The 23858-nt window shown below is 66.6% G+C and carries 19 protein-coding genes, 1 tRNA gene and 3 pseudogenes; 14 read left to right on the top strand and 9 right to left on the bottom strand.

Annotated elements, in window-relative coordinates:
• Positions 1–89: 89 nt before the first annotated feature.
• A complete protein-coding gene (gene speG, locus DIE11_RS22410) occupies positions 90–632 on the top strand; it encodes a spermidine N1-acetyltransferase (RefSeq protein WP_059603008.1) in 543 nt (180 codons plus the stop codon).
• A gap of 149 nt (positions 633–781) precedes the next feature.
• On the opposite strand, the gene DIE11_RS36485 is transcribed toward speG, so the two are convergent.
• Complete coding sequence (locus DIE11_RS36485) at positions 782–985, bottom strand: hypothetical protein (protein WP_185633803.1); 204 nt, start codon at positions 983–985, stop codon at positions 782–784.
• Positions 986–1131: 146 nt separating this feature from the next.
• Between DIE11_RS36485 and sap1 the strand changes: the two genes are divergently transcribed.
• Positions 1132–1479, top strand: a complete 348-nt coding sequence (gene sap1, locus DIE11_RS22405; RefSeq protein ID WP_059602967.1) for a surface attachment protein Sap1 — start codon at positions 1132–1134, stop codon at positions 1477–1479.
• Positions 1480–1654: 175 nt separating this feature from the next.
• Positions 1655–2209, top strand: a complete 555-nt coding sequence (locus DIE11_RS22400; protein ID WP_124627092.1) for a YaeQ family protein — start codon at positions 1655–1657, stop codon at positions 2207–2209.
• A 10-nt stretch (positions 2210–2219) separates the two neighbouring features.
• Here DIE11_RS22400 and DIE11_RS22395 read toward each other — a convergent pair whose 3' ends face one another.
• The gene (locus DIE11_RS22395; protein ID WP_059602970.1) at positions 2220–2633 is read right to left on the bottom strand and encodes a VOC family protein; all 414 of its coding nucleotides are present in this window, start codon (positions 2631–2633) and stop codon (positions 2220–2222) included.
• Positions 2634–3084: 451 nt separating this feature from the next.
• Between DIE11_RS22395 and ada the strand changes: the two genes are divergently transcribed.
• From ada to gshA, 3 genes are all read left to right on the top strand, one after another.
• Entirely contained in the window at positions 3085–4176 is a 1092-nt protein-coding gene (gene ada / locus DIE11_RS22385; RefSeq protein WP_124627090.1) for a bifunctional DNA-binding transcriptional regulator/O6-methylguanine-DNA methyltransferase Ada, read from the top strand.
• On the top strand, positions 4173–5147 hold the full coding sequence (locus DIE11_RS22380; RefSeq protein ID WP_124627088.1) for a DNA-3-methyladenine glycosylase: 975 nt from the start codon (positions 4173–4175) through the stop codon (positions 5145–5147). Before ada ends, DIE11_RS22380 begins: the two co-directional genes overlap by 4 nt.
• A 480-nt stretch (positions 5148–5627) precedes the next feature.
• Positions 5628–7241 carry a glutamate--cysteine ligase gene (gene gshA, locus DIE11_RS22370; RefSeq protein ID WP_185633802.1) on the top strand — a complete coding sequence of 538 codons (1614 nt, stop codon included), beginning with the start codon at positions 5628–5630 and terminating at the stop codon, positions 7239–7241.
• 91 nt (positions 7242–7332) lie between these two features.
• Here the strand turns inward: gshA and DIE11_RS22365 are convergent, their stop codons facing one another.
• Positions 7333–7644, bottom strand: coding sequence for a DUF4148 domain-containing protein (locus tag DIE11_RS22365; RefSeq protein WP_124627083.1), 312 nt, complete (start codon positions 7642–7644; stop codon positions 7333–7335).
• 609 nt (positions 7645–8253) lie between these two features.
• Between DIE11_RS22365 and DIE11_RS22360 the strand changes: the two genes are divergently transcribed.
• Positions 8254–9894, top strand: coding sequence for an L-lactate permease (locus DIE11_RS22360; RefSeq protein WP_124627081.1), 1641 nt, complete (start codon positions 8254–8256; stop codon positions 9892–9894).
• A 95-nt stretch (positions 9895–9989) separates the two neighbouring features.
• On the opposite strand, the gene DIE11_RS22355 is transcribed toward DIE11_RS22360, so the two are convergent.
• Positions 9990–10898 carry a LysR family transcriptional regulator gene (locus tag DIE11_RS22355; protein WP_059602989.1) on the bottom strand — a complete coding sequence of 303 codons (909 nt, stop codon included), beginning with the start codon at positions 10896–10898 and terminating at the stop codon, positions 9990–9992.
• Positions 10899–11127: 229 nt separating this feature from the next.
• Between DIE11_RS22355 and DIE11_RS22350 the strand changes: the two genes are divergently transcribed.
• Positions 11128–13299, top strand: coding sequence for a phosphocholine-specific phospholipase C (locus DIE11_RS22350; protein ID WP_124627080.1), 2172 nt, complete (start codon positions 11128–11130; stop codon positions 13297–13299).
• Positions 13300–13483: 184 nt separating this feature from the next.
• A complete protein-coding gene (locus tag DIE11_RS22345) occupies positions 13484–14212 on the top strand; it encodes a phosphonate utilization associated transcriptional regulator (protein ID WP_124627078.1) in 729 nt (242 codons plus the stop codon).
• A gap of 93 nt (positions 14213–14305) precedes the next feature.
• Here the strand turns inward: DIE11_RS22345 and DIE11_RS22340 are convergent, their stop codons facing one another.
• Positions 14306–15694, bottom strand: a complete 1389-nt coding sequence (locus DIE11_RS22340; RefSeq protein WP_124627076.1) for an FAD-dependent oxidoreductase — start codon at positions 15692–15694, stop codon at positions 14306–14308.
• Between the two features lie 105 nt (positions 15695–15799).
• Positions 15800–16126, bottom strand: a pseudogene (locus DIE11_RS22335) (2-aminoethylphosphonate--pyruvate transaminase); the annotation flags it as partial.
• Positions 16127–16269: 143 nt separating this feature from the next.
• Here DIE11_RS22335 and phnA point away from each other — a divergent pair.
• From phnA to DIE11_RS22320, 3 genes and pseudogenes are all read left to right on the top strand, one after another.
• Positions 16270–17508, top strand: coding sequence for a phosphonoacetate hydrolase (gene phnA, locus DIE11_RS22330; RefSeq protein WP_124627074.1), 1239 nt, complete (start codon positions 16270–16272; stop codon positions 17506–17508).
• 27 nt (positions 17509–17535) lie between these two features.
• Positions 17536–18990: a phosphonoacetaldehyde dehydrogenase gene (phnY, locus tag DIE11_RS22325; RefSeq protein WP_124627072.1), complete on the top strand. Its 1455-nt coding sequence runs from the start codon at positions 17536–17538 to the stop codon at positions 18988–18990.
• 173 nt (positions 18991–19163) lie between these two features.
• Positions 19164–19307: pseudogene (locus DIE11_RS22320) on the top strand (amino acid ABC transporter ATP-binding protein); the annotation flags it as partial.
• A gap of 29 nt (positions 19308–19336) precedes the next feature.
• On the opposite strand, the gene DIE11_RS22315 reads toward DIE11_RS22320, so the two are convergent.
• Complete coding sequence (locus DIE11_RS22315) at positions 19337–20152, bottom strand: alpha/beta fold hydrolase (protein WP_124627070.1); 816 nt, start codon at positions 20150–20152, stop codon at positions 19337–19339.
• An 81-nt stretch (positions 20153–20233) separates the two neighbouring features.
• Between DIE11_RS22315 and DIE11_RS22310 the strand changes: the two genes are divergently transcribed.
• The gene (locus tag DIE11_RS22310) at positions 20234–20848 is read left to right on the top strand and encodes a CGNR zinc finger domain-containing protein (protein WP_124627068.1); all 615 of its coding nucleotides are present in this window, start codon (positions 20234–20236) and stop codon (positions 20846–20848) included.
• A 42-nt stretch (positions 20849–20890) separates the two neighbouring features.
• Here the strand turns inward: DIE11_RS22310 and DIE11_RS22305 are convergent, their stop codons facing one another.
• Both DIE11_RS22305 and DIE11_RS36480 read right to left on the bottom strand, forming a co-directional pair.
• Entirely contained in the window at positions 20891–21940 is a 1050-nt protein-coding gene (locus DIE11_RS22305; RefSeq protein ID WP_124627066.1) for a DUF3592 domain-containing protein, read from the bottom strand.
• 200 nt (positions 21941–22140) lie between these two features.
• Positions 22141–22238 (bottom strand) — tRNA-Ser (locus tag DIE11_RS36480).
• 151 nt (positions 22239–22389) lie between these two features.
• Here DIE11_RS36480 and DIE11_RS37000 point away from each other — a divergent pair.
• Positions 22390–23032, top strand: a pseudogene (locus DIE11_RS37000) (Arm DNA-binding domain-containing protein); the annotation flags it as partial.
• Positions 23033–23858: the final 826 nt, after the last annotated feature.

Genomic DNA, 23858 nt, shown 5'->3' with positions numbered 1-23858 from the left:
TCAACTTCTTACAGCGCGGAACGCGCTCCTGTCGCAGTGCCGCGGCACGGACGTTTCACGCGCACGCGGGCATCAAAAAGGACACGACCATGCAACTCCAGAACGACAAGCACACGCTTGCACTGCGGCCGCTGGAGCGTCAGGACCTGCGCTTCGTTCACGAGCTGAACAACGACGCGAAGATCATGCGCTACTGGTTCGAGGAGCCGTACGAAACATTCTCCGAGCTGTCGCAACTGTATGACCGCCACGTGCACGACCAGCGCGAGCGCCGCTTCGTCGCGGTCGATCCTCAGGACGAACTGGTCGGCCTCGTCGAGCTGATCGAGCTCGACTACATTCACCGTCGCGGCGAGTTCCAGATCATCATCGCGCCCCAGTGCCAGGGGCGCGGCTATGCGGGCCAGGCGACGCGCCTCGCGATCGAATATGCGTTCAAGGTGCTGAACATGCGCAAGCTGTACCTGATCGTCGATACGTCGAATGCGGCGGCAATCCACGTATACGAGAAATGCGGATTCCAGCACGAGGCGGAATTGAAGGAAGAATTTTTCGGAAACGGCGCGTATCACAACGCTTATCGCATGTGTATCTTCCAGCGCGATTATTTCGAGCGGCCGCAATCAGTCTGAATAACGCCGGGTAAAACACAGGTGAAGACGCCCTGCGGCCACGCGCTGCGGGCGCACGGCCCATTCGGGAAAATACGGGTAAATACGAGTGCGCTTATACCTGGCATTTTTCTTGTATCAGGTAAATCCGGTTCCGCACTGCGGTAAATTCATATCGTTTCGGATGACTTTGTGTGCAACGCATCAAAATGGTCTCGATATTGAAATGAATTATCCAAACCGTTCAACCGGCGTATTGCAATTTCGCTGACGGTCTTGCGGGACAACACATTGCGCCCGGCGGCGCGGGCGAATTCGCCTGATGACAGCCGCCGCCGCGCCTGCGCGGCAAGCAAAAAATCGGAGGTGCGCACGGTGCGACAATTCGCCGCTATTGCGGTCGCACAACAAATGTGCTTGCTATCGCTTGCCAGTCTTCTAAATTGAAAAACGCGGGTTCACGATCACCTTTAAACACATAGCTAACCGAGCCTGGTGCCCGCAAGCCTGGAGACAGAACATGATGAAGCGTACCGGTGTCCTTTTCGCCCTTGTCGGCGCATTTTCCCTGGTGTCGATCGCCCAGGCGGGCGGCGATGCGGCTGTCCAGCCGAAGCAGGAAATCCAGCTGACGAAGAATGCATGGGGCTGTCTGTCGAAAGACAATCTGGACTCCGTATTGAGTCACGAGCGTGACGGCAAGTCGCAGGCGAAGCAGCAATACTTCGACGACTACCGTTGCCTGTCGGTGCCGGAAGGCCAGCGCTTCCGCGTGGTGTCGGTCGATCAGGGCGACGTCCAGTTCGTCAGCGCCGACAACAGCGACCAGCAGGGCCTCTGGACCGATTCGCGCTTCGTCAAGCAGTAACCCGCACGCACCTCTCGCACCCGCGCGCCGGCCGGAACTGCCGGTGGCGCGGCACGAACGCGGCCCGGCCGATGCCGGGCCGTCGTGCTGTGGAGCGCCCGTCACGCGCCGGGCGGCGCGCATTCGGTATCATCACGGCCCGACCGAACCGAATGCCCGCCCGGGCCGTATCCGCATGGCGCTGAAATCCACGATCTACAAAGCCGAGCTTCAAATTGCCGACATGGATCGGCACTACTACGCCGATCACGCGTTGACGGTCGCCCGTCACCCGTCGGAAACCGACGACCGGATGATGGTGCGCATCGTCGCGTTCGCGCTGTTCGCGCACGAGCGTCTCGAGTTCTGCAAGGGGCTGTCGGACGTCGACGAACCCGATCTGTGGCAGAAGGACCTGACGGGCGCGATCGACGTGTGGATCGAGGCTGGCCAGCCCGACGAGCGGCGCATCTCGAAGGCGGCCGGCCGCGCCGGGCAGGTCACGGTGATCGCGTACGGCGGCAAGACCTCGGACATCTGGTGGCAGGGCGTGCGCAGCAAGGTGGAGCGACTGCGCAACGTCCAGGTGCTGTCGCTGGCCGACGGCGTCGCGGCCGCACTCGGGCGTCTCGCCGAGCGTACGATGCGCCTGCAGTGCACGGTCCAGGACGGCGCCGCCTGGATCTCGAGCGCCGATCACGATCCCGTCGCGGTCGAATGGACGGTCCTGAAGGCGCGCGCCGGCGCGTGACGGCCGGCGCTCAGCCGAGCGCGGCGGGCGGCCCCTTGAATTCCAGCATGTTCCCTTCGGGATCGAACAGATAGATCGACGGCCCGTAGCCGCCTGCACCGTAGCGTTCGGCGGGCGCGCCAGGGCGCGCACCATGCGCGGCGAAATGTTCGATCAGTGCATCGGGGTCGAATGGCTCGACGCGCAGGCATAGATGGTCGAGATTGCGGCCGGTGCCGGGCGGGCCGCTGTCGGGACGGTCGATCGGGCCGCCAACCGACAGCAGGTCGATCAGCGCATCGCCGGCGCGCAACTGTACAAGGCCCAGGTCGGGTTGTTCCTTTTCCACGTGGCAGCCGACGGCATCGCAGTAAAAGCGCGTCATCGCAGCCATGTCGGTCACGCGCAGCACGACGTGATCGATCGCGCGGATGGTCGGTTTCATGAGCGGGCACTCCTTCGCGGATGGCGTGCACCGAGTGTAGACCGCGCCGGCGACGCATGCCGGAACGGGCACGATCGACGGACGAAAAAAAGCCCGTTCACGCAGAGCGGAACGGGCTTAATCCATATCAGGAGGAGACATGGAGGAGACAGTTCCAACTATACACACGGCGATGGTGCGTTGCAATATTCCGAGTGTAAAAAATGGTCAGCACGGCGATTTGTCGCATCCGCACTGCAGCAAAATGGTGACGCGATGATGACGAAAGCGGCGTGGACGCAGCGGCTGCGTGGCTTTTCGTCTGTTTGAACGGGTTCAATGTGCCCCCGATTGTTTTCCCGAGTTAGTCTCGGGTTTCGCCGGCGCGAATCACAGAGCAAGATTCAGGGCGCGACGGCCCATGCCGATGTCTAGAGTAGGCACCATCTACACTGGAGAGTGCGAGGTTCAGATGAAAGCCGCCTATTCGACCGACGATGCCCGCTGGGGCGCCGTGACCGCCCGCGATCCGCATGCGGACGGCGCGTTCTTCTATGCCGTGCGCACGACCGGCGTGTTCTGCCGCCCGAGCTGCGCGTCGCGGCTGCCGCGGCGCGAGCACGTGTCCTTCTTTGCCGATCCGGCCGCTGCGCGTGCGGCCGGCTTCCGCCCATGCAAGCGCTGCCAGCCGGAAGGATTGCCGCGCGAGCTCGAGATCGTCAACCGCGCGTGCGCGGTGCTCGACGCGCATCCGGAGCGGCTCACGCTGCAGCAGCTGAGCGACGCCGTGCACGTGAGCCCGTTCCACCTGCAGCGGCTGTTCAAGCGCGTGGTCGGCGTGTCGCCGCGGCAGTATCAGGCCGCGCAGCGCGGCGCTGCCTTGCGCGAGGCGCTGCAAAGCGGGCAGCCGGTCACGCAGGCGGCCGTCGACGCGGGGTTCAACTCGCCGTCGCGGCTCTACGCATCGGTGCCGCGCGAGCTGGGCATGGCGCCGTCCGCGTTCCGTCGTCAGGGCGCCGGCTCGAGAATCGATTATGCGACCGCGTCGACGTCGCTCGGCACGGTGCTCGTCGCCGCGACCGAACAGGGCATCTGCCGGATCGCGTTCGGCGACGAACCGGCGTCGCTCGTCGGCGAACTGAAGGACGCGTTCGCGCGTGCCGAGCTGGTCGAATCGCCGTCGCGGCTTGCGCCGTTCGTCGCGCAGATCCGCGCGTATCTGGACGGCACGCGGCACGCGTTCGACCTGCCGCTCGACATTGCGCCGACCGCGTTCCAGCAGCGCGTGTGGGAAGCGCTGACGCACATCCCGTACGGGGAAACGCGCAGCTATTCGGAGATCGCCGAGGCGCTGGGCTCGCCGCGCGCGGTGCGAGCCGTCGCATCGGCCTGCGCGTCGAACCCGGTCGCGCTCGCGATCCCGTGCCACCGTGTCGTGCAGAAGGGCGGCGCGCTCGCCGGCTATCGCTGGGGCGTGCGCCGCAAGGCGACGCTGCTCGTGTCCGAGGCGCGCCATGTGCGCGACGATGAAACCGAAGCCGTTGCGGAGGGCAACGCAGTTTGAGCATCGACAAAACCACCGCGACATCGCTCGCGAACGGCGGCCACGTGCCGCCGTCCGCGCAGATGGCGCTGCGCTTCAAGGCGCCGTACGACTGGGCGCGCGTGCTGCGCTTCTTCAGCGGACGGGCGATTCCGGGTGTCGAACAGGTCGTCGACGGCACGTATTGCCGGATCGTCGATCTGAACGGCGACGCGGGCAGGCTCATCGTCACGAAGCATCCGCGCCGGCATTGCGTGATCGCGACGCTCGAAGGGGCGGCCGCGCGGCATGTCGACGATGCATTCGCGCAGCGCGTCGCATCGATGTTCGACCTCGCCGCCGACCCGGCCGCGATCGGCGGCGGACTCGCGCGCGACCCGTGGTTCGCGCCGCTCGTCGAGGCCGCGCCGGGGCTGCGCGTGCCGGGCGCCTGGTCGGGATTCGAGCTCGCGGTGCGCGCGATCGTCGGCCAGCAGGTGAGCGTGAAGGCGGCGACGACGATCGTCGGCCGGCTCGTCCAGCGGGCCGGCGAGCGCGTCGTGCACGACGACGGCATGGCGGCGCCGGACGGCGCCCCCGCTTGGCGATTTCCGACGCCGGACGCGCTCGCCGCATGCGATCTGGAGAAGATCGGGATGCCGGGCAAGCGGGCCGCGGCGCTGACGGGCATGGCGCGCGCGGTGGCGGCCGGCCACGTGCCGCTCGATCCCGCGCAGGCCGATCTTGCGACGCTGCGTCGCGCGTGGCTCGACCTGCCCGGCATCGGCCCGTGGACCGTCGAATACATCGCGATGCGCGCGTGGCGCGACCCGGACGCGTGGCCGGCGTCCGATCTGGTGCTGATGCAGTCGATCGCGGCGCGCGATCCGTCGCTCGACCGGCTCGCGAGCCAGAAAAGCCGGACCGAAGGCTGGCGGCCGTGGCGTGCGTATGCGGCGCTTCATTTGTGGAACGACGTGGCGGACCGGGCCGGCGGCGCGCGCGGCGGATGACGGTCTTGGCCGCAGGCCGGCGGGTGCGACCGGGCAGGGCCGCGACGCAACGCGCAAGGGGCATCACGCCGGCAGCGATCGGTCGGTGATCCTCATGGTTGCGACGTTTGACGGTGATCAACCCGCTCCGGTGTCTGACGCCCCGGCGCGTACGCTTGGCCCGGCCGTGACGACGATGCATCGCGGCTTCGGCTGAACGGGTTGCACCTGACGGCGCTGCCGTGCTCGTCGCTCACGTTCCCTCCGATGAATGTCGCGTGATTGTTGCGTCCGTCGGTGCCGACGACGGTCAGTCGTGCGCGCGGCGTTCGTTGCCATCGTCCCGCCCGACGGCCCGCCGCGGCCGGCGCGCACCGCCCGGCGCCACCTCAAGCGCGTGTTACGGCGAGATGTTAAAGTGCCCGCTACCAACGAAGCGACCAATAATCCAGCCGGCCGCGCGCGGCATTTCGCGCGCGGCCGTCACGCACTTGCGTCTCCATGTCGAACACCATGACTCACCGCCAGTCCGAACTGCTGCTGAATCGTCTCGAAGCGCTGAGCTCGGGCCCGACGCGGCAGCATCTGCCCGACGGCCTGCGCGGCATCGAAAAGGAAAGCCTGCGCGTGACGCGCGACGGGATGATCGCGTTCACGCCGCATCCGCGCGCGCTCGGTTCAGCCCTCACGCACCCTTCATTGACGACCGACTATTCCGAAGCGCTGATCGAACTGATCACGCCGGCGGAAGGCGACGCGTCGATCACGCTCGAACGTCTCGACGATCTGCACCGCTACGTGTATGCGTCGCTCGGCGACGAGATGCTGTGGAACGACTCGATGCCGGGCCTGCTGCCGGCCGACGATGAAATTCCGATCGCCGACTACGGCACGTCGAACATCGGCCGCCTGAAGACGGTGTACCGCCGCGGCCTCGCGTATCGCTACGGCCGCACGATGCAGTGCATCGCCGGCATCCACTACAACTACTCGCTGCACGAGGAAGTGTGGCGGCGCCTGCATGCGGAAGAGGGCTCGACGGCCACGCTCGTCGACTACCAGTCTGAGCGCTATCTCGCGCAGATCCGCAACTTCCGCCGCCGCAGCTGGCTCTTGATGTACCTGTTCGGCGCATCGCCCGCGCTCGACGCGAAATTCCTGCGCGGCAAGCCGCACAAGCTCGACGCGTTCGATGCCGATACGCTGTACCGGCCGTACGCGACCAGCCTGCGGATGAGCGACCTCGGTTACTCGAACACGACCGCGCAGGCCGCGCTGCACGTCGACTACAACACGCTGCCTGGCTATCTCGATGCGCTGTCGAAGGCCGTGAGCGAGCCGTATCCGCCGTACGAGGCGATCGGCACGCATCGCGACGGCGAGTGGATCCAGATCAACACGAACGTGCTGCAGATCGAGAACGAGTTCTACTCGACGATCCGGCCGAAGCGCATCACGTATTCGGGCGAGCGTCCGCTGCATGCGCTCGCGTCGCGCGGCGTGCAGTACATCGAAGTGCGCTGCCTCGACATCGATCCGTTCGAGCCGACCGGCATCGCGCTGGAGACCGCACGCTTCATCGACGCGTTCCTGCTTGCCTGCGCGCTCGACGAGAGCCCCGCGCTCGACTGCGACGCGTACAAGGAAGCGAATGCGAACTTTGGCAGCGTGACGATGGAAGGGCGCAAGCCGGGGCTCACGCTGGTGCGCGACGGCCAGCCGGTCACGCTGCAGGCGTGGGCGGACGACCTGATGGCCGATATCGAGACCGTCGGGCGCCGTCTGGACGAGATCCGCGGCGGCGACGAGCATGCGCGTGCGATTGCCGCGCAGCGCGAGAAGCTCGCCGATCCGGAGCGCACGCCGTCGGCGCGCGTGCTGCGCACGATGCGCGAGAACGGTCAGTCGTTCCTCGCGTTCGCGCTCGCGCACAGCGAGGCGCACGCCGCGCATTTTCGCGCGAACCCGCCGTCGGCGGAGACGATGCGCACCGAGCAGGCGCTTGCGGCGAAGTCGCTGGCCGAGCAGGCCGAACTGGAAGCGAAGGAGGCCGGATCGTTCGATGCGTTCGTCGCGGCCTATCGTGCCTATACGCTGAACCGCTTCAGCGTTTGATGGCCGCCGCCCGCTGCGCGTCGCGCGGCGGGCAGGCCGGCGGCGGGCCGGATGGTGGTGCGGTCACGCGCCCGGCCGGGTTTCAGCCGCTTCAGTGATGCGCGTATGTGTCGCGATCGGCCACGCGCGGCTGCGCCGGCTTCCCTGATTCCACATTCGCGTGGCCGTCGCTGCCGTGGCCGGCCGCATCGCCGCGCGCCTGCGCGGCGCGCTGCATGACCGCCTGCATGTTTTGCGGAAAGTCGGGACCGCTGGCGAGGCTCGGCCGATAGCCGGCGGCCTGCAGTTCCGCGAGTTCCTGGCGAACTTGCGCGCGCGTCAGCGTCGACTCAGCCTGAGCCTGGGCGGCGACGGCCGAGCCGATCAGCACCAACGCGTACGCCGCAAGATTCATGGTTTTCATCGTGTTTGCTCCGTGAGCGTTCCGGAGCCGCGCCGTCGTCGGCGCGGGCGGAATCGATGCAGCGAGTCTAGGCTTCGGATGCCAAACGAAACACCCCGCGTCCCGTCAGTCACCTTTTCCGGTTGAGCAACATTGCGCCGGCGGATTGCTGGCGCGCGCGTCAGCGGGGCGCCAGCCGCCGTTCAACGTGCGGCGGATGCCGTGTATCGGCACCGCGCGCATCGGGCTTGCCCTCCTTGTGGAAGCGCAATGCGCCTCCTAACCTCTTTTAAGCGACCGATCGGTTGGCGCTGCGGCATGGTTGCGTGCGCAAGCGTCGGATGATCGTTGCGGCCGTGGAACAGACGTTCGAACGGGATCGAGGTGTGCGCAGGCGCTGATGCGCGAGCCCCGGTCGACCGTGAAGCATGGGACCGGGGTAAGTGCTGAAGCGCCAACTCCGGTCGACCGCGAAGCATGGGACCGGAGTAAGCGCTAAAGCGCCAACTCGGGTCGACCGCGAAGCATGGGACCGGAGTAAGGCGCTGAAGCGCCAACTCCGGTCGACCGCGAAGCATGGGACCGGAGTAAGGCGCTGAAGCGCCAACTCCGGTCGACAACGGAGACACGATGAATCCCACCGCAGCCCTGCCGCCCGGCATCCTGTTCGCGCAGCCGTTGACGCCCGTCGCCAACTCGCTGTTCCTGTCTTTCCTCGTCGCCGTGATCCCGATCGCGGTCGCGCTGATCGCGCTCGGCGTGCTGCGCCGGCCAGCGTGGCAGGCGTCGCTCGCAGGCCTCGTCGCCGGCCTCGCGGTCGCGATCGGTGCGTGGGGCATGCCGGCCGGCCTCGCGTTCGACGCGGTCGGCGCCGGCATGGCGCTCGCCGTCGTGCCGGTGATGTGGATCGTGTTCAACGCCCTGCTGCTGTACAACATCGCGGTGAAGTCGGGCCGCTTCGACCAGTTCCGGCAGTGGATGCTCGACAACCTGCCCGACGACCGCCGCCTCGTGCTGCTCGTCGTCGCGTTCTCGTTCGGCTGTTTGCTCGAAGGGATATCCGGGTTCGGCACGCCGGTCGCGATCACCAGCGCGCTCCTGATCGCGCTCGGCTTCCCCGCGCTCGAAGCGCTCACCTACACGCTGCTGTTCAATACGGCACCGGTCGCGTTCGGCGCGCTCGGCGTGCCGATCACCGTGCTCGGCGCGGTCACGTCGCTGCCGCCCGCGACGCTCGGCGCGATGGTCGGCCGGCAACTGCCGTTCTTCGCGCTGCTGCTGCCGTTCTACGTGGTCGGCGCGTACGGCGGCCTGCGCTCGATCTCGAAGCTGTGGCCCGCGCTGCTCGTATCGGGCGGCAGCTTTGCGATCGCGCAGTTCGTCACGTCGAACTTCCTCGGCTACCAGCTCACCGACGTGCTGTCGTCGCTCACGTCGCTGATCGTCACGATCGGCTTCCTGCAGGTGTGGAAGCCGCAGCCCGACCCGCAATACGCGCTCGCACGCAGCGCGCCCGCCGCGGCCGGCGCCGCGCGCGCGGGCTTCGGCGGCTGGCTGCCGTGGATCGTCGTGTCGGTGGTCGTGATCGTCTGGGTGCATGCGAACGTCGCGGCGATCGGCGACGTGAAGATCAAGTGGCCGGGCCTGCACAACGCGGTGTTCGTGTCGCTGTATCACAAGCCGTATGCGGCGATCTGGGACTTCCAGTCGCTCGGCACGGGCACCGCGATCCTGCTCTCGGCGATCATCACGGCCGTGCTGACGCGCACCGGCGTCGGCGCGTTCTTCGAATGCGTGGTCAAGACCTGGCGGCAGACGTGGATCGCGATCATCACGGTGATGATGATCGTCGGGCTTGCGTATTTGCTGAACTACTCGGGCATCAGCTACACGCTCGGCACCGGCGTCGCGTCGACCGGCGCGCTGTTCCCGCTCGTGTCGGCGTCGCTCGGCTGGATCGCGGTGTTCCTGTCCGGCAGCGACACGTCCGGCAATGCGCTGTTCGGCAACCTGCAGGTGGTCGCGGCGCGGCAGCTCGGCTTCGATCCGGTACTGATGGCCGCGACCAACTCGTCGGGCGGCGTGATGGGCAAGATGATCTCGCCGCAGAACATCGCCACGGGCGTGTCGACGACCGATCTGAAGGGGCAGGAAGGCGTCGTGTTCGCGCGCACGTTCTGGCACAGCGTGATCCTCACGCTGCTGCTCGGCGTGCTCGTGTTCCTGCAGCAGCACGTGTTCACGTGGATGATTCCGGCGCTGCCGAAGTAACACACGGCGGGAAGCAAGAAGGAAGGCGCGGGACACGCGCCGGACATGACCACGGATGTGCAGGGAAATGCGCGAACCGGTGAACGCGCGGCGGCTCAGCGCGCGTTCACCGGCCGCGTCGCGTGCGTTGGCTCGTGCGTCGCGGTCTGCGCCGGCAGGATGCACGCGAGGAACGCATCGATCGCGGGGCTCTGGCGGCGCGCCTTCAGGTAGTACACATATTCGTCGATCGTCGTGTCGACACCGCGCAGCGCGACGACGCGCAGGTCCGGATGACGCTCGGCCTCGCCGCGCGGAAACAGGCTGCCGCCCACGCCATGCAGGATCGCCTCGCGGATCGCTTCGCGGCTGCCGATCTCGGCGACCGACGTGGGCGCGACCCCGGCCGCCGCGAGGATCGTCTCCGTGCAGCGGCGTGTGACCGACCCTTCCTCGCGAATCAGCAGCCGCACGTTCGCGAGCTGCGCGGCGTCGATCGTGTCGAAGCGCGCGAGCGGATGGTCGCGATGCACGACGAGCACGAGCGGATCGGTGGAGATCACCTTGCATTCGAGGCCTTCCGCGTCATTGCGCTGCGACGACACGGCAAGGTCGATGCGGAATTCCTGCAGCGCCTGCAGGATTTCCTCGGAATTGCCGATCCGGCACGTGAGTGCGATCGACGGATGCGCATGCGAGAAGCGGCCGACCGCGTCCATGATGTAGTACGGCCCGGTCGCACCGATCCGCAGGTGTCCTTCGAACAGGCCGCCGACGTTGCGCAGCATGATGTCGGCCTGCGCCTCGAGCGAGATCATCTTCTCGACGAGCGGCAGGAGCTCGATGCCGGTTTCAGTGACTTCGAGCCTGCGGCCGCTGCGATAGAACAGCTCGACGCCGTACAACTGCTCGACTTGCCGGATCTGCGCGGCGATCGTCGGCTGGCTGACGCCCAGGTGGCGCGCGGCGCGCGTGATGCTGCCCTGCCGGACGGTCGCGTGGAACGCCTTCAGCTGATCGAACACGACTCGGCTTCTCCCCCCTCTTCATCGCGCGTCAGCGTAGCGCAGGCATGTGTCGGCCGGATGAAAGGCGCGCCGGGCGCTGCTTCGAAAAAAAGCTGGGGGTGAGCGCAAGAAACCTGCTGGAACCGGTCACGGCCGGGACACGCCGGTGCGGAGTAATAGCGGCAACGCACCGACCGCCGGCCCCGCTCGACCGGCGCCACCCTTACCGACCCACAGGATCCTCTTCATGTCCGCCACCAATCGACGCGATTTCCTGCGCCTTGCCGCCCAGTCCGCCGGCGCGATGGCCGCCTACGCCGGCTTCCCGCCCGCGATCCGCAAGGCACTGGCCATGCCGGCCGCCTATCGCACCGGCACGATCCGCGACGTCGAACACGTCGTCATCTTCATGCAGGAAAACCGCTCGTTTGACCATTACTTCGGCGGGCTGCGCGGCGTGCGCGGCTTCAACGACCCGCGCCCGCACCTGCTGCCGAGCGGTGCGCCGGTGTGGCAGCAGCCGCCGGCGTCGGTGTTCACGAAGAACTACCATTCGCGCGGGCTCGACCCGTCCGCGCCGTACGTGCTGCCGTTCTACCTCGACCCGAAGCAGACGACCGAATTCCAGCCGGGCACCAACCACGGCTGGAGCAGCGGCCACCTGTCCTGGAACAACGGCCAGTGGGACCAGTGGGTGAACCAGAAGCAGGACGTGCTGACGATGGGCTACCTGAAACGCCAGGATCTCACGTACCACTACGCATTGGCCGACGCGTTCACGATCTGCGACGCGTACTTCTGCTCCGCGCACGCCGACACGGCACCGAACCGCATCTACCTGTGGACCGGCACGATCGACTCGCGCAACGTGTACGGCACGCAGCCGAACGGCCCCGGCATCGGCGAGCGCAACAACACGAACGGCTACACGTGGACGACCTACGCGGAACGTCTCGAGAACGCGAAGATCAGCTGGAAGGTGTACCAGGGCGGCACGGGCATCCCGGGCGACCCGACCGACAACTACACCGACAATTCGCTGATGTTCTTCAAGAAGTTCCAGGTGAAGGAAGGCGCGAGCGGCCCGCTGGTCGACAAGGGCGCGTCGGACCACACGCTCGCCGAGCTGAAGGCCGACGTGCAGGCGAACCGGCTGCCGCAGGTGTCGTGGATCGTCGCGCCGTACAAGTACAGCGAGCACCCGCAGGCGTCGCCGACCGACGGCGCGTTCTACATCAACATGGTGCTCGAGGCGCTGACGTCGAACCCCGAGGTGTGGGCGAAGACGGTGTTCATCCTCAACTACGACGAGAACGACGGGCTGTTCGACCACGTCGTGCCGCCGGTGCCGCCGGTCACGAGCGGGGCAGGCGGCCAGGGCATCGTGTCGTCGAACCTGCTGTCGAACCTCGGCGACGAACTGCTCGACCTGAACAAGTACCCGGGCGAGATGAGCCCGCTGGTGCCGGGCGCGGACCCGGGCGGCATCCAGCCGATCGGCCTCGGGCCGCGCGTGCCGCTGATCATCATTTCGCCGTGGACGAAGGGCGGCTGGGTCTGCTCGGAGACGTTCGACCATACGTCGGTGCTGCGTTTCCTCGAAGCGCGCTTCGGCGTGCAGGAGCCGAATATCAGCGCATGGCGCAGGTCGGTCTGCGGCGACCTCACGTCGGCATTCGACTTCTCCGCGCGGCCCGATACGCGCACGGTGAGCTTCACGGTGCCGCAGCACATCACCACCGCCGGCCAGGCGTATCAGGTGCCCGCGCAGCAGTCGATGCCGGCGCAGGAGCCCGGCACGCGTCCGGCGCGCGCGCTGCCGTACGAACTGTTCGTGCATGCCCGCGTGAACGGGCGCGACGACAGCGTGTCGCTCGACTTCGCGAACTCGGGTGACGCGGGCGCCGCGTTCTACGTGTACGACCGCCGCAATCCGGCGACGCCGCCGCGCCGCTACGCGGTGTCCTCGCACGACCGTTTCGCCGACACCTGGAGCACGTCGGCCGCGCGCGGCGACTACCATCTCGCCGCCTATGGCCCGAACGGCTATCTGTGCGAATTCCAGGGCAACACGCGGCTGGCCGCGGACGGCCGCCACGCGAACCCGGAAGCGAGGATCGGCTACGACGTGCGCAACCGCCACCTGTACCTGCAACTGCGCAACAGCGGTCGTGCGGCATGCCGCGTGGTCGTCGACAACGCGTACAGCCACGCGCATGCGCGCACCTACACGCTGGAGCCGGGCGAGCGCATCGAGGATCACTTCGAGCTGTCGTCGAGCCACGGTTGGTACGATCTGACGATCACCGCGACGACGCTGCGCGGCGGCGACGACAAGGTCATGCGCCGCTTCGCGGGCCACGTCGAGACGGGCCGGCCGAGCCAGAGCGATCCGGGGCCGGTCAAGCAGACGGACTGACGGCTGATCTGCGTCGTGCGGTTCGGCGTGCTCGCGCCGGCCGCACGCTCATCGCATTCCGGCATGAGGCACTCGCCATTGGAAACTGAAAACTGTTGACAATATATCGGGGTGAGGGTATATAGCGATCATTCGCCGACATGGCGCCCTCGTTCTCATCCGCAGCTTCGCTGCCTGCCCGATCATGACTGCCCCGAACGCGCTCAACGCCATCGAACTCCTGCAAAGCCAGTCGCTCGCGATGCTTGTCCAGGACATGCTCGAGCGCGCGATCGTGTCCGGCGAATATGCGCCCGGCGAGAAACTCAACGAAGTCGATATCGCGACCAAGTTGAACGTGTCGCGCGGCCCCGTGCGTGAGGCGTTTCGCGCGCTCGAGCAGGCCGGGCTGCTGCGCAACGAGAAGAACCGCGGCGTGACGGTGCGCGTCGTGCCGCTGCGCGAGGCCGAGGAGATCTACGAAGTGCGCGCGATGCTCGACGAGTCGGTCGCGCGCGCGCTCGCGAAACGCATTTCGCCCGACACGCTGAAGGTGCTGAAGGGCATCATCCAGTCGATGAAGGATGCGGCGAAGACGCACGACGTCACGCGCTACACCGAGCTGAACGTGCAGTTCCACGACGCGATGGTGGTCGGTGTCGGCAATACGCACCTCACCGACACCTATCGCCGGCTCGTGCGCCAGCTCGGGCTGCTGCGCCAGGCCGCGATCGAGGCCGAGGAGGACGCGATCGCGGTGTCGGCGGCCGAGCACGACAAGATCGTGCAGGCGCTCGCGAGCGGCGACGAGGAGAAGACCGTCGCGCTCGTGCGCGAGCACGTCGCGCACGGCCTTGCGCGGATGCGCCGCACGCACGAGCAGGCGCTGCCCTCGTCGGGCAACGTGGCGCGTGAGAAAGCCGCACGCGTGTGACGCGGCCGCACGGGCGGTCGTACCCAATGCAAAGGGACGCTTCGCAGCGTCCCTTTTTCATTGCACTTCGTTGCGCGTGACGTCATCGCATCGTCACGCCTTGTCGGCCTTGCCGGCCGCGCTCGCGAATTTCGCGAGCCACGTGTCGACCCTCGCCGGCGGTCGGCTCTCGTCTTCCGCGCGCTCCTTGCGGCGGATCGCATTGCGCACGACGTGCGCGCCGACATAGCGGATCGGCTCCGGCGGGAAATGGCCGAGCGGGCCTCGCACGATCGGACTGCGCGTCCAGACGTTGTCGAGGCCGAGCACCAGCGACGACAGGATCTGCCCGCCCATGTAGGTCGGCCCGACGCCGTTGCCCGAATAGCCGAAGCCGTAGAACACGTTCGGCGCGTCGTCGAGGCGGCCGAAAAACGGGAAGCCCGTCACCGAGCGGTCCGACGGGCCGTTCCAGCTCGCGGTGATCGGCACGCCCGCGAGCGACGGGAAGAATTCGCGCAGGCTCTGCGTGAGCTGCGCCTCGTACGGCGAGCGCCGGTCGAACACCGGCGCGATGCGGCTGCGCCACGAGAACGTGTTGCCGCCCTTGCCGAGCATCAGCCGCCCGTCGGCCGTCGTGCGGTAGTAGTACACGAAGATCCGCGAATCGAGCACCGACACACCGTCCACGAGGCCGGTCTGCTCGAGCAGTTCCGGGCATTTCTCCGTGATGACCATGTCGCTCGACACGACCGCGATCGTGCGTTCGAACTGCGGGAAGCGACTCGCCATCCACGCGTTGATCGCGAACACCAGCTTGCTCGCGCGCACGCTGCCGGACGGCGTGCGCACGACGGCCGGCTGCCCCGGCGTGAAGTCGACGAGCGGCGTGCGCTCGTAGATCCGGATGCCCATGTCGAGCGCGACGCGGCGCAGCCCGCGCACGAGCTTGCCCGGATGCACGGTCGCGGCGATCGGCGAGTACACGCCGTCGAGATTGCGTGCGGAGCCCGAGCGGCGCGCGACGTCGGCGGCCGGCAGAGGCTCGTAGCTGTGGATGCCGCACGCGGCGAGCGCGTCGAGCACCGGCGCGAGCGTGCCGACCTGCGCGCGCGACGTCGCGGTGTACAGCGTGCCGTCGAGCCGCAGCTCTGCATCGATGCGATGCGCGCGGCAGAAGTCGGCGATGTGCTGGACGGCCGCCTCCGACGCCTTCACGAGCCGGATCGCCTCCGCTTCGCCGAACAGGCGGCGCAGCGTCAGGAATTTCGCGGACCATGTGAGCAGGCACCCGCCGTTGCGCCCGCTCGCGCCGGCGCCGCACAGGTCGGCCTCGAGTATCGCGATGTCGAGCGCCGGGTTCTGCTGCTTCGCCTGGATCGCCGTCCAGAGCCCGGTGAAGCCGCCGCCGACGATACAGACATCGGCCTGCGTCGCGCCCTGCAGGGCGGGGGCGAGATCGCCGTCGTTGAACAGTGCTTGTTCGATCCAGAAGGGTCGCATCGGTTGTCGTGCCGGTAAGGGTCGGGCGCCGTGCCGCGCACGGCGGGGAAAGAAAGCGAAACCGCCGCACGGCGATGCGTGTCGTCGTGCGGCGGGTACATCGCGTCAGGCCGCGGCTTCGGCGGACACGCGGCGCACGCCCATCGCCTTCAGCGTGTCGGCGATCGCGCTCGGAATGCCGGCTTCGCCGAAGCGGCCGATGCAGCCGACGCGGACCGTATCGACTGCCGGCAGCTTGCCCGGATACAGAACGTAGCCGCGCATTTTGACCTCCTGATAAAACCGCTTGAAATCGTCGTTCGGATCGTCCGCCGCATGGAACGTGACGATGATCGGCACCTGGATCGCCGGATCGACGAACGGCCGGAAGCCGTCGACCAGCGCGCGGCAGCTGTGCCGATAGCGGCCGCCGTGTGCGGCGAGCCCGTCGTCCCTTCGACTTTTGCTTTCTGTCTTCTTCATATTGTTGACAATCTACAAATCATCGATTTTAATGTCAAGCATGGAAAACATCCTCCTCGGCGCGGTGCGGGCGCCGACAGCTCAACCCCTTCGAACCGAAAGGACTGACCGTCATGTCTGAAACGCCTGTATCCGTTGAAGTGAACGGCCGCCGCTACAACTGGATGAGCCGCCCCGTGGTGGTGGTCTGCGTCGATGGTTGCGCCTATGAATATCTCGAGATGGCGGCCGAGGCCGGCGTCGCGCCGTTCCTGCGCACGCTGCTCAAGCCGGGCACGGCGCTCAAGGGCGAGTGCGTGGTGCCGAGCTTCACCAACCCGAACAACCTGTCGATCGTTACCGGCGTGCCGCCGGCGATCCACGGGATAAGCGGCAACTACTTCTACGATCGCGACACCGGCGCCGAGGTGCTGATGAACGATCCGAAGTATCTCGTCGCGCCCACCGTGCTCGCCACCTTCGCCGAACGAGGCGCGCGCGTCGCGGTCGTCACCGCGAAGGACAAGCTGCGCCGCTTGCTCGGCAAGGGGCTCAAGGGCATCTGCTTCTCGTCGGAGAAGGCCGACGAGGCGAGCATCGAGGAAAACGGCATCGACAACGTGCTGGAACTGGTCGGCAAGCCGGTGCCGAGCGTGTACAGCGCGGAGCTGTCCGAGTTCGTGTTCGCGGCCGGCGTGCGCCTGCTCGAAACACGCCCGATCGACCTGATGTACCTGTCGACGACCGACTACGTGCAGCACAAGTGCGCGCCCGGCACGGGCGGCGCGAACGCGTTCTACCAGATGATGGACGCGTACCTGAAGCGGTTCGACGAGCTCGGCGCGATCGTCGCGATCACGGCCGACCACGGGATGAACGCGAAGCACGACGGCGAGACCGGCGAGCCCAACGTAATCTACCTGCAGGAGCTGTTCGACGAGTGGCTCGGCCACGATGCCGCGCGCGTGATCCTGCCGATCACCGATCCGTACGTCGTGCACCACGGCGCGCTCGGCTCGTTCGCGACCGTCTACGTGCCGGATTCCGCCGACGCCGACGCGCTGCGCGCGCGGCTTGCCGCGGTGGACGGCATCGAGGTCGTGCTGACGGGTGCCGAGGGCTGCGCGCGCTTCGAGCTGCCGCCCGACCGGATGGGCGACCTGATCGTGATCTCGAAGCAGGACGTCGTGCTCGGCACGCGCCGCATCAAGCACGACCTGTCGGGCCTCGACGTGCCGCTGCGCTCGCACGGCGGGCTCTCCGAGCAGATCGTGCCGCTGATCTTCAGCAAGCCGGTCGCGACCGACGTCACGGCCCGCGCGCGACTGCGCAACTTCGACATCATCGACATCGCGCTCAATCATCTGCAGTGACGCGTACGCACCCGTCAGGAAGACATCATGAACGATATTGCAGCATCGACGGAGGTCCGCTCGTTTCATCGTGAAGCACTGCGAATCGATGGGGAGCTGATTCATCGCGACGCGGTGATCGAGGTGCGCAACCCGTACGACGGAACGCTCGTCGGCACCGTGCCGAAGGCGACGCTCGATGACGTGCGATGCGCGTTCGCCGCCGCGCGTGCATACCGGCCGTCGCTCACGCGCCACGAGCGTGCGGCGATCCTGCGCCGCGCGGCCGACATCGTGCGCGCGCGCACCGCCGAGATCGCGGCGCTGATCACGGCCGAGGCCGGGTTGTGCATCAAGGACTCGACGTACGAAGCCGGGCGCGTTGCCGACGTGCTCACGTTCGGCGCGGGCGAAGTGCTGAAGGACGACGGGCAGATCTTCTCGTGCGATCTGACACCGCACGGCAAGAAGCGCCGCGTGTACACGCAGCGCGAACCGCTGCTCGGCGTGATCTCCGCGATCACGCCGTTCAACCATCCGATGAACCAGGTCGCGCACAAGGTCGTGCCGTCGGTGGCGACCAACAACCGGATCGTCGTGAAGCCGTCGGAGAAGGTGCCGCTATCGTGCTACCTCTTTGCGGACATCCTGTATGAAGCCGGCCTGCCGCCGCAGATGCTGCAAGTGCTCACCGGTGACCCGAAGGAGATCGCCGATGAGCTGATCACGAATCCGGCGATCGACCTCATCACGTTCACCGGCGGCGTATCGATCGGCAAGTCGATCGCGTCGCGGATGGGCTACCGGCGCGCGGTGCTCGAACTCGGCGGCAACGATCCGATCATCGTGATGGACGACGCCGATCTCGACGAGGCGAGCACGCTCGCGGTGTCGGGCTCGTACAAGAACTCGGGGCAGCGTTGCACCGCGATCAAGCGCATGCTCGTGCACGAGGCGGTGGCCGATCGCTTCACCGAGCTGGTGGTCGAGAAGACGCGCGCGTGGTCGTACGGCAATCCGTCCGATCCGTCGGTGGACATGGGCACGGTGATCGACGAGGCGGCCGCGACGTTCTGCGAGCAGCAGGTGAACGACGCGATCGCGCGAGGTGCGCGGCTGCTGGTCGGCAACGTGCGCGACGGCGCGCTGTATTCGCCGACGGTGATCGATCGCGTGACGCCCGACATGCCGCTCGTGAAATACGAGACGTTCGGCCCGGTGTCGCCGATCATGCGCTTTCGCGACATCGACGAAGCAATCCGGATGTCGAACAGCACCGACTATGCGCTGTCGTCGTCGGTCTGCACGAACCGCTTCGACAACATCACGCGTTTCATCACCGAGCTGGAAGTGGGCAGCGTGAACGTGCGCGAGGTGCCGGGCTACCGGCTCGAACTGACGCCGTTCGGCGGCGTGAAGGATTCGGGCCTCGGCTACAAGGAAGGCGTGCAGGAGGCGATGAAGAGCTTCACGAACACGAAGACCTATTCGCTGCCGTGGTAAGCGGCACGCAATGTGCCCGCGCCCGCACCCGCACCCGCACCGGCTTCGCGGCCGGTGCGGGCGTTATTCGATCGGCTCGCATCGTTAGACGATTTGCGTTTTTGCCGGGCTTTCGCACGTCGGTAGGATGCAAGCGCACGTTGCCGCGCTGCGTGAACCTGCTCGCAGTGCCGGCGATACGTGCGCACGATGCGGTGTTTCTCGCGGATGGCCGTGTCGTCGAGGCTGGCGCATCGCGCGACTTGTTCGGGAGACCGCGCGACTCCAGCACCGCGAAATTCGCCGCGACGCTCGCGCGTGGCGTACCGGCCTTCTGACGCGCCACGCCACGCGGCTGAGGAGGCGATCAATCCTGTCGGCGTCCGTCGAGCACGGCGGCGACGATCGCTTCCGGTGCATCTTCCTGAACGAGGTGGCCTGCACAGGGCACGCGGATCAGCCTGCCGCCCGCGATGCGATCGGCGAGGGCCTGCCCCTGTTCGAGCGGAATCCACGCGTCGTCCTCGCCCCATACGATGCGCACCGGAAAGTCCGGCGGCGCATAGCGTGCCTCGGCCTCCTCGATGTAACGCTGGCGCATCTGCGCGATCTGCCGATAGAACGCCGGCTGGCCGGCCGGCGTGAGCCATGGCGAGCGATAGATCGACAGCACGTCGTCGCTCAACGGTCGCGCGACGGCATTGCCGATATAGGCCGACACGAGCGCGTGGTGCGCATACGCGGGCAGCCCCGTGAACGCGGCTTCGTGCTGCGCGACATGCCGCACGAACGGCGAGCCTTGCGGCGCGATCGCAACCGGGTTCACGAGCGTCAGGTCCGAATACGCGATGCCGTCGAGGAAGTGCGCGCGCAGCACGGTTGCACCGCCGTAGTCGTGCGCGAGCACGTGCGGGCGCGAAATATTCCATTCGTCGAGCAGTGCGCCGAACAGCACGTTCTGCCGGCCGAGCGAGACGTCCGCGTCGGGCATGTCCGACTGGCCGTAGCCGAGCAGGTCGTAGAAGAACACGCGATGGCGTCGCGCGAGCCATGGCGCGATCCGGCGCCACACCTGCGACGAAAACGGCGTTCCGTGCACGAGCACGAGCGGCGGCCCTTCACCGAGCGTGCCCCATGCGATCCGGTGACCGTCGAATACGAAGTGATTGGCGAGATCGAGCATCGGCGCCTCCGTGATAACCTGTTTGGGTTGATAACAGGTTACGCCTGTTCATCCGGATATGAAACCGATAGGTGAAAATAAATGGTTACTCGAAACGAGCCTGGGCGACAGGCGCACGTATGGAGCGCGGCCGATTTCGTCGGCGGCCATCCGGCGCTCGATTTCCTGAACACGGTGGCCGACACGGGCAAGACACGCGACGAGGACAAACTCGTCGACTGGGCGGCGGTGCGCGCATGGGCGGGGAAATCGGGGTTGCTGGCTCGGGCCGACCTGACACGGTTTCTGCGTCATCCCCGGCAGGACGGCACGGACGAACTCGCCGCGCTGCAGGGTTTTCGCGAGGATGCGTACGTGGCGCTCGCGCATCTGACGAGCGGTAGCGGCGGCAGCGCCGGCGCGCGAGCGGCAGGCCGGCTCGCGGAGGCGATCCGCGATGCGATCGGGCGCAGCTCGTTTGACGCGGTCGATGGCCGCTTCGCGTGGCGGCCCGATGCGCGTGCCGCGTCGCGCTGGGTCGACGCGGCCGCGCTCGGGTTCGAGCATCTGCTACGTGGCGACGACTTCGCGCGCGTGCGGCAGTGCGGCCGCTGTACGTGGTTCTTCGTCGACCACGGCCGCGGCGTCGGGCGACGCTGGTGCAACATGCGCACCTGCGGGAATCGCGCGAAGGTGGAGGCGTTCAGGGAGCGGTGAGGCCAGGGCCGCGGCGTCGACGACCCGTCTCCTCCGCGTTCATCATTCAGCGAGTTCGTGCGGCCGATGTTCGGGCCACAGCGCACCGATGACGAACAATCCGGTGGCGAGGAACGGCGTGCCGATCGCGAACAGGATCGCCGTGAGTCCCCACCGGTCCCAGAACCGGTCGATGACCGCGCGCTCGGGTATGACGGGGTCGTACAGCACGTTGACCACCTCGCCTTCGTACAGCCCGGGGCGCGATGAAGCCGAGCCTTGCGCGAACGTGACCGGGCGACCGCTGTCGGTCGTGAACGCGATGGTCGCCGAATAGAGCGACGTGCGTGTGCGGGACGATTGTGCCGATTCGGTGATCTCGACGACGTGGCCGGTCGAGTGCGCGTAATGGCGGGCGATCTGCCACTGGCGCAGCCCGGCAGCACCGGCGCCGGCCAGGAAGCCGGTGCCGATCGCGATCGGTACCAGCACGATCGCGATGTTCCAGCGGCGCCGGGCCGTCTTGCCGGCGGCCGGTGCGGCAAGCGCGTTGTCTCGCCGGCTACGGCGCTCGCTCCCGTACAGCAGGCAGCCGACCGCAAGCGACGCGACCGCGAGCAGTGCCGGCACCGCGACGGGAAACCAGCGTTGCGTGAAATCGTCGATCAGCGCGGGACGGTTCGGATGGGCAGGATCGACCAGGACGTCGACGCTTTCGCCGATGTCGTACGCCGGGACCACCGATGCGGTATTGCCGGCGACTTCACGGCGGTGGCCGTCGTTCGCGAGATAGGCGACGATCGGACGGTATCCGCGCATCGCGTCGCTGTCCTGCACGATGCGCACGACCGTGCCCGGCGTGCGGACCAGATCACCCACCGCACGGCTCGCGGTGACGGCGAGCATCGCTGCGACCACGAGCAGCGCAACGCCGAGCGCGAGTGCGACGAGCGCGTCCTTACGTGGCATGGCCGGATCCGCGGTGCGCGTCGTGCGACGGGGCCGGATGCGATCGGGGAGATGGCGCGACTCGACGTGCGCGCGGCTGTCGGCGTGATCGTGCCCTCCGAATGGTCGCGTCTCGCTCACATGATTCCATGTCTGACGTCCCATGCTCTCTCAGTGCCGGGGGCGATATGGCGATCGCCGTCCCGGTCGTGTGATATTTTGTCGGACGATTCTAGCGGAAAGTGCACGGGCGAGGCATGTATGTAATTGCATGCCGTGATGCTGGGGAGTCGGGCGGGGGCCTGAATCGGTCGCCGGAATGGAAAAAGGCCGGTCAGCTTGCGCTGACCGGCCTTTGAAATTCCTGGTGGGGCGTGAGTGACTCGAACACTCGACCTACGGATTAAGAGTCCGTGCAAGTTGGTATTAGCATCGGGATTAATCGGCGTTGACCGACGTTCCCTTACATGCCTCAAATCCAATGTGGGCGCGGCTTTCATCGATCAGTTATCGCCTATATTGAAATGGGGTCAAATTGATTGGCGTTGATCGATTATTGCAGAATTTGCCTACATGGCGCCTACATGACAGTGGCCCCTTATTCGAGGCGAGCGATGCAGAAAGAGAACTTCACGGCAACGCGGGTAAGCGGCTACGAGTGCGAACCAGGCAGACAGCAGAGCATTTTTTGGGATGCGAAGACCACCGGGCTGGGACTGCGGGTGACGGCAGCAGGTGCCCGTGCCTATATTTTCGAATCGCGTCTTTTTGGCAAGACGGTCCGCGTGACGATCGGCGACGCGCGCGCATGGGAGTTGGGTAAGGCACGCACTGAGGCGGCCCGACTGAAAACGCTGGTAGATGACGGGAAGGACCCGCGCGAGATCAAGGCTGAGCAGCGTGCGGCCCATGAGGCACGCAAAGAGGAAGCACGCCGCCAAGCGACGACCTTTGGTGACGCATGGGGCGTCGACTCAGGCTCGCAAAGCCCGGTGGAGCGAACGAACTTTCAGGGACCATGTGCAGCATGCCGACGCGGGTGGCAAGCCGAGAAAGCGCGGCACCGGTGTAACGACGCCAGGACCGCTCGCGGTGCTGCTCCCATTGAAACTGTCCGACCTGACCGGCGAGCGCATCGCGGGGTGGCTTGAAGAGCAAACCCGCGAACGTCCGACGATGACCGCACTATCGTATCGCCTATTGCGCGCGTTTATTCGCTGGGCGAGCGAGACCCCGGCGTATCGCGGTGTGATTCCGAAGGGCTACTGCCGATACACGCGAGGCAGCGTGAACGCGAGCAAGGCCGAAGCGCTGGCCAAGAAATTTCATCTTCGCTACGGAATTGGCTGCACACCCGCGCAACGCGTTACCAAGCGGAAGCATGGCTTGGCGAACGCGCTGCTGGTGATGTACTGGCCAGAAGGGTACGAGCAGGTTGAGTGGCTGATGCTCGCAACCGGCGGAGAGGGCATGGACGGTGAGCAAGTGCACGGCATCGCAGACAAACCGCGTATGGCGTGGCTGGGATACGAACTCGTGCGGCGACCGGACCGCGGCCGGACAGCGTGGACCTGGCGTCGTCCGGCGAGCGAGATGGCGGAACACTACGCGCTCATTGCCGAATTCAGCAACAGGCACCACGCCAATTCCCTGGGGGTGCTGCTGCAGCGTCTCGCCAACCAGCCCGGGTTTCACGGCGTTCGCGAACAATCGAAGCGACTGTTCGAGGAGGCTCGTCGGCGGGGTTACGTGGGCGGCCTTCCGCATTTGTACTTCGTGCAAAAGGTATCCCACGGGGAACGGCTGCGCTTGATGTAGCACAGGCGAACGCAAGCGAACGCCGTGTGTTATAGCGTGCCGTTTTGTCCAATGCGATGGACTTATCGCGGCTCGCACTGACCGTAAAGGCAATCCTGCCGCCGTGCCGTGGGACGAGAAGCGCGGCCACGAGTGCTTGTTCGTGGTGCGGGAAATGGAACATCCCGAAATTGATGCCCGCGGCATCAAAGCTGCAGTCCGGGTGGACTATTCTTCTACACGCAGCCGACCGAGCTACCGCCGGAATATAACGCCAAGGCCAGGA

The organism is Burkholderia sp. Bp9012 (assembly GCF_003853825.1).
Lineage (GTDB): Bacteria > Pseudomonadota > Gammaproteobacteria > Burkholderiales > Burkholderiaceae > Burkholderia > Burkholderia diffusa.
Note: the sequence above shows the minus strand (reverse complement) of the source record. Positions and strands in the feature narration are given on the sequence as shown.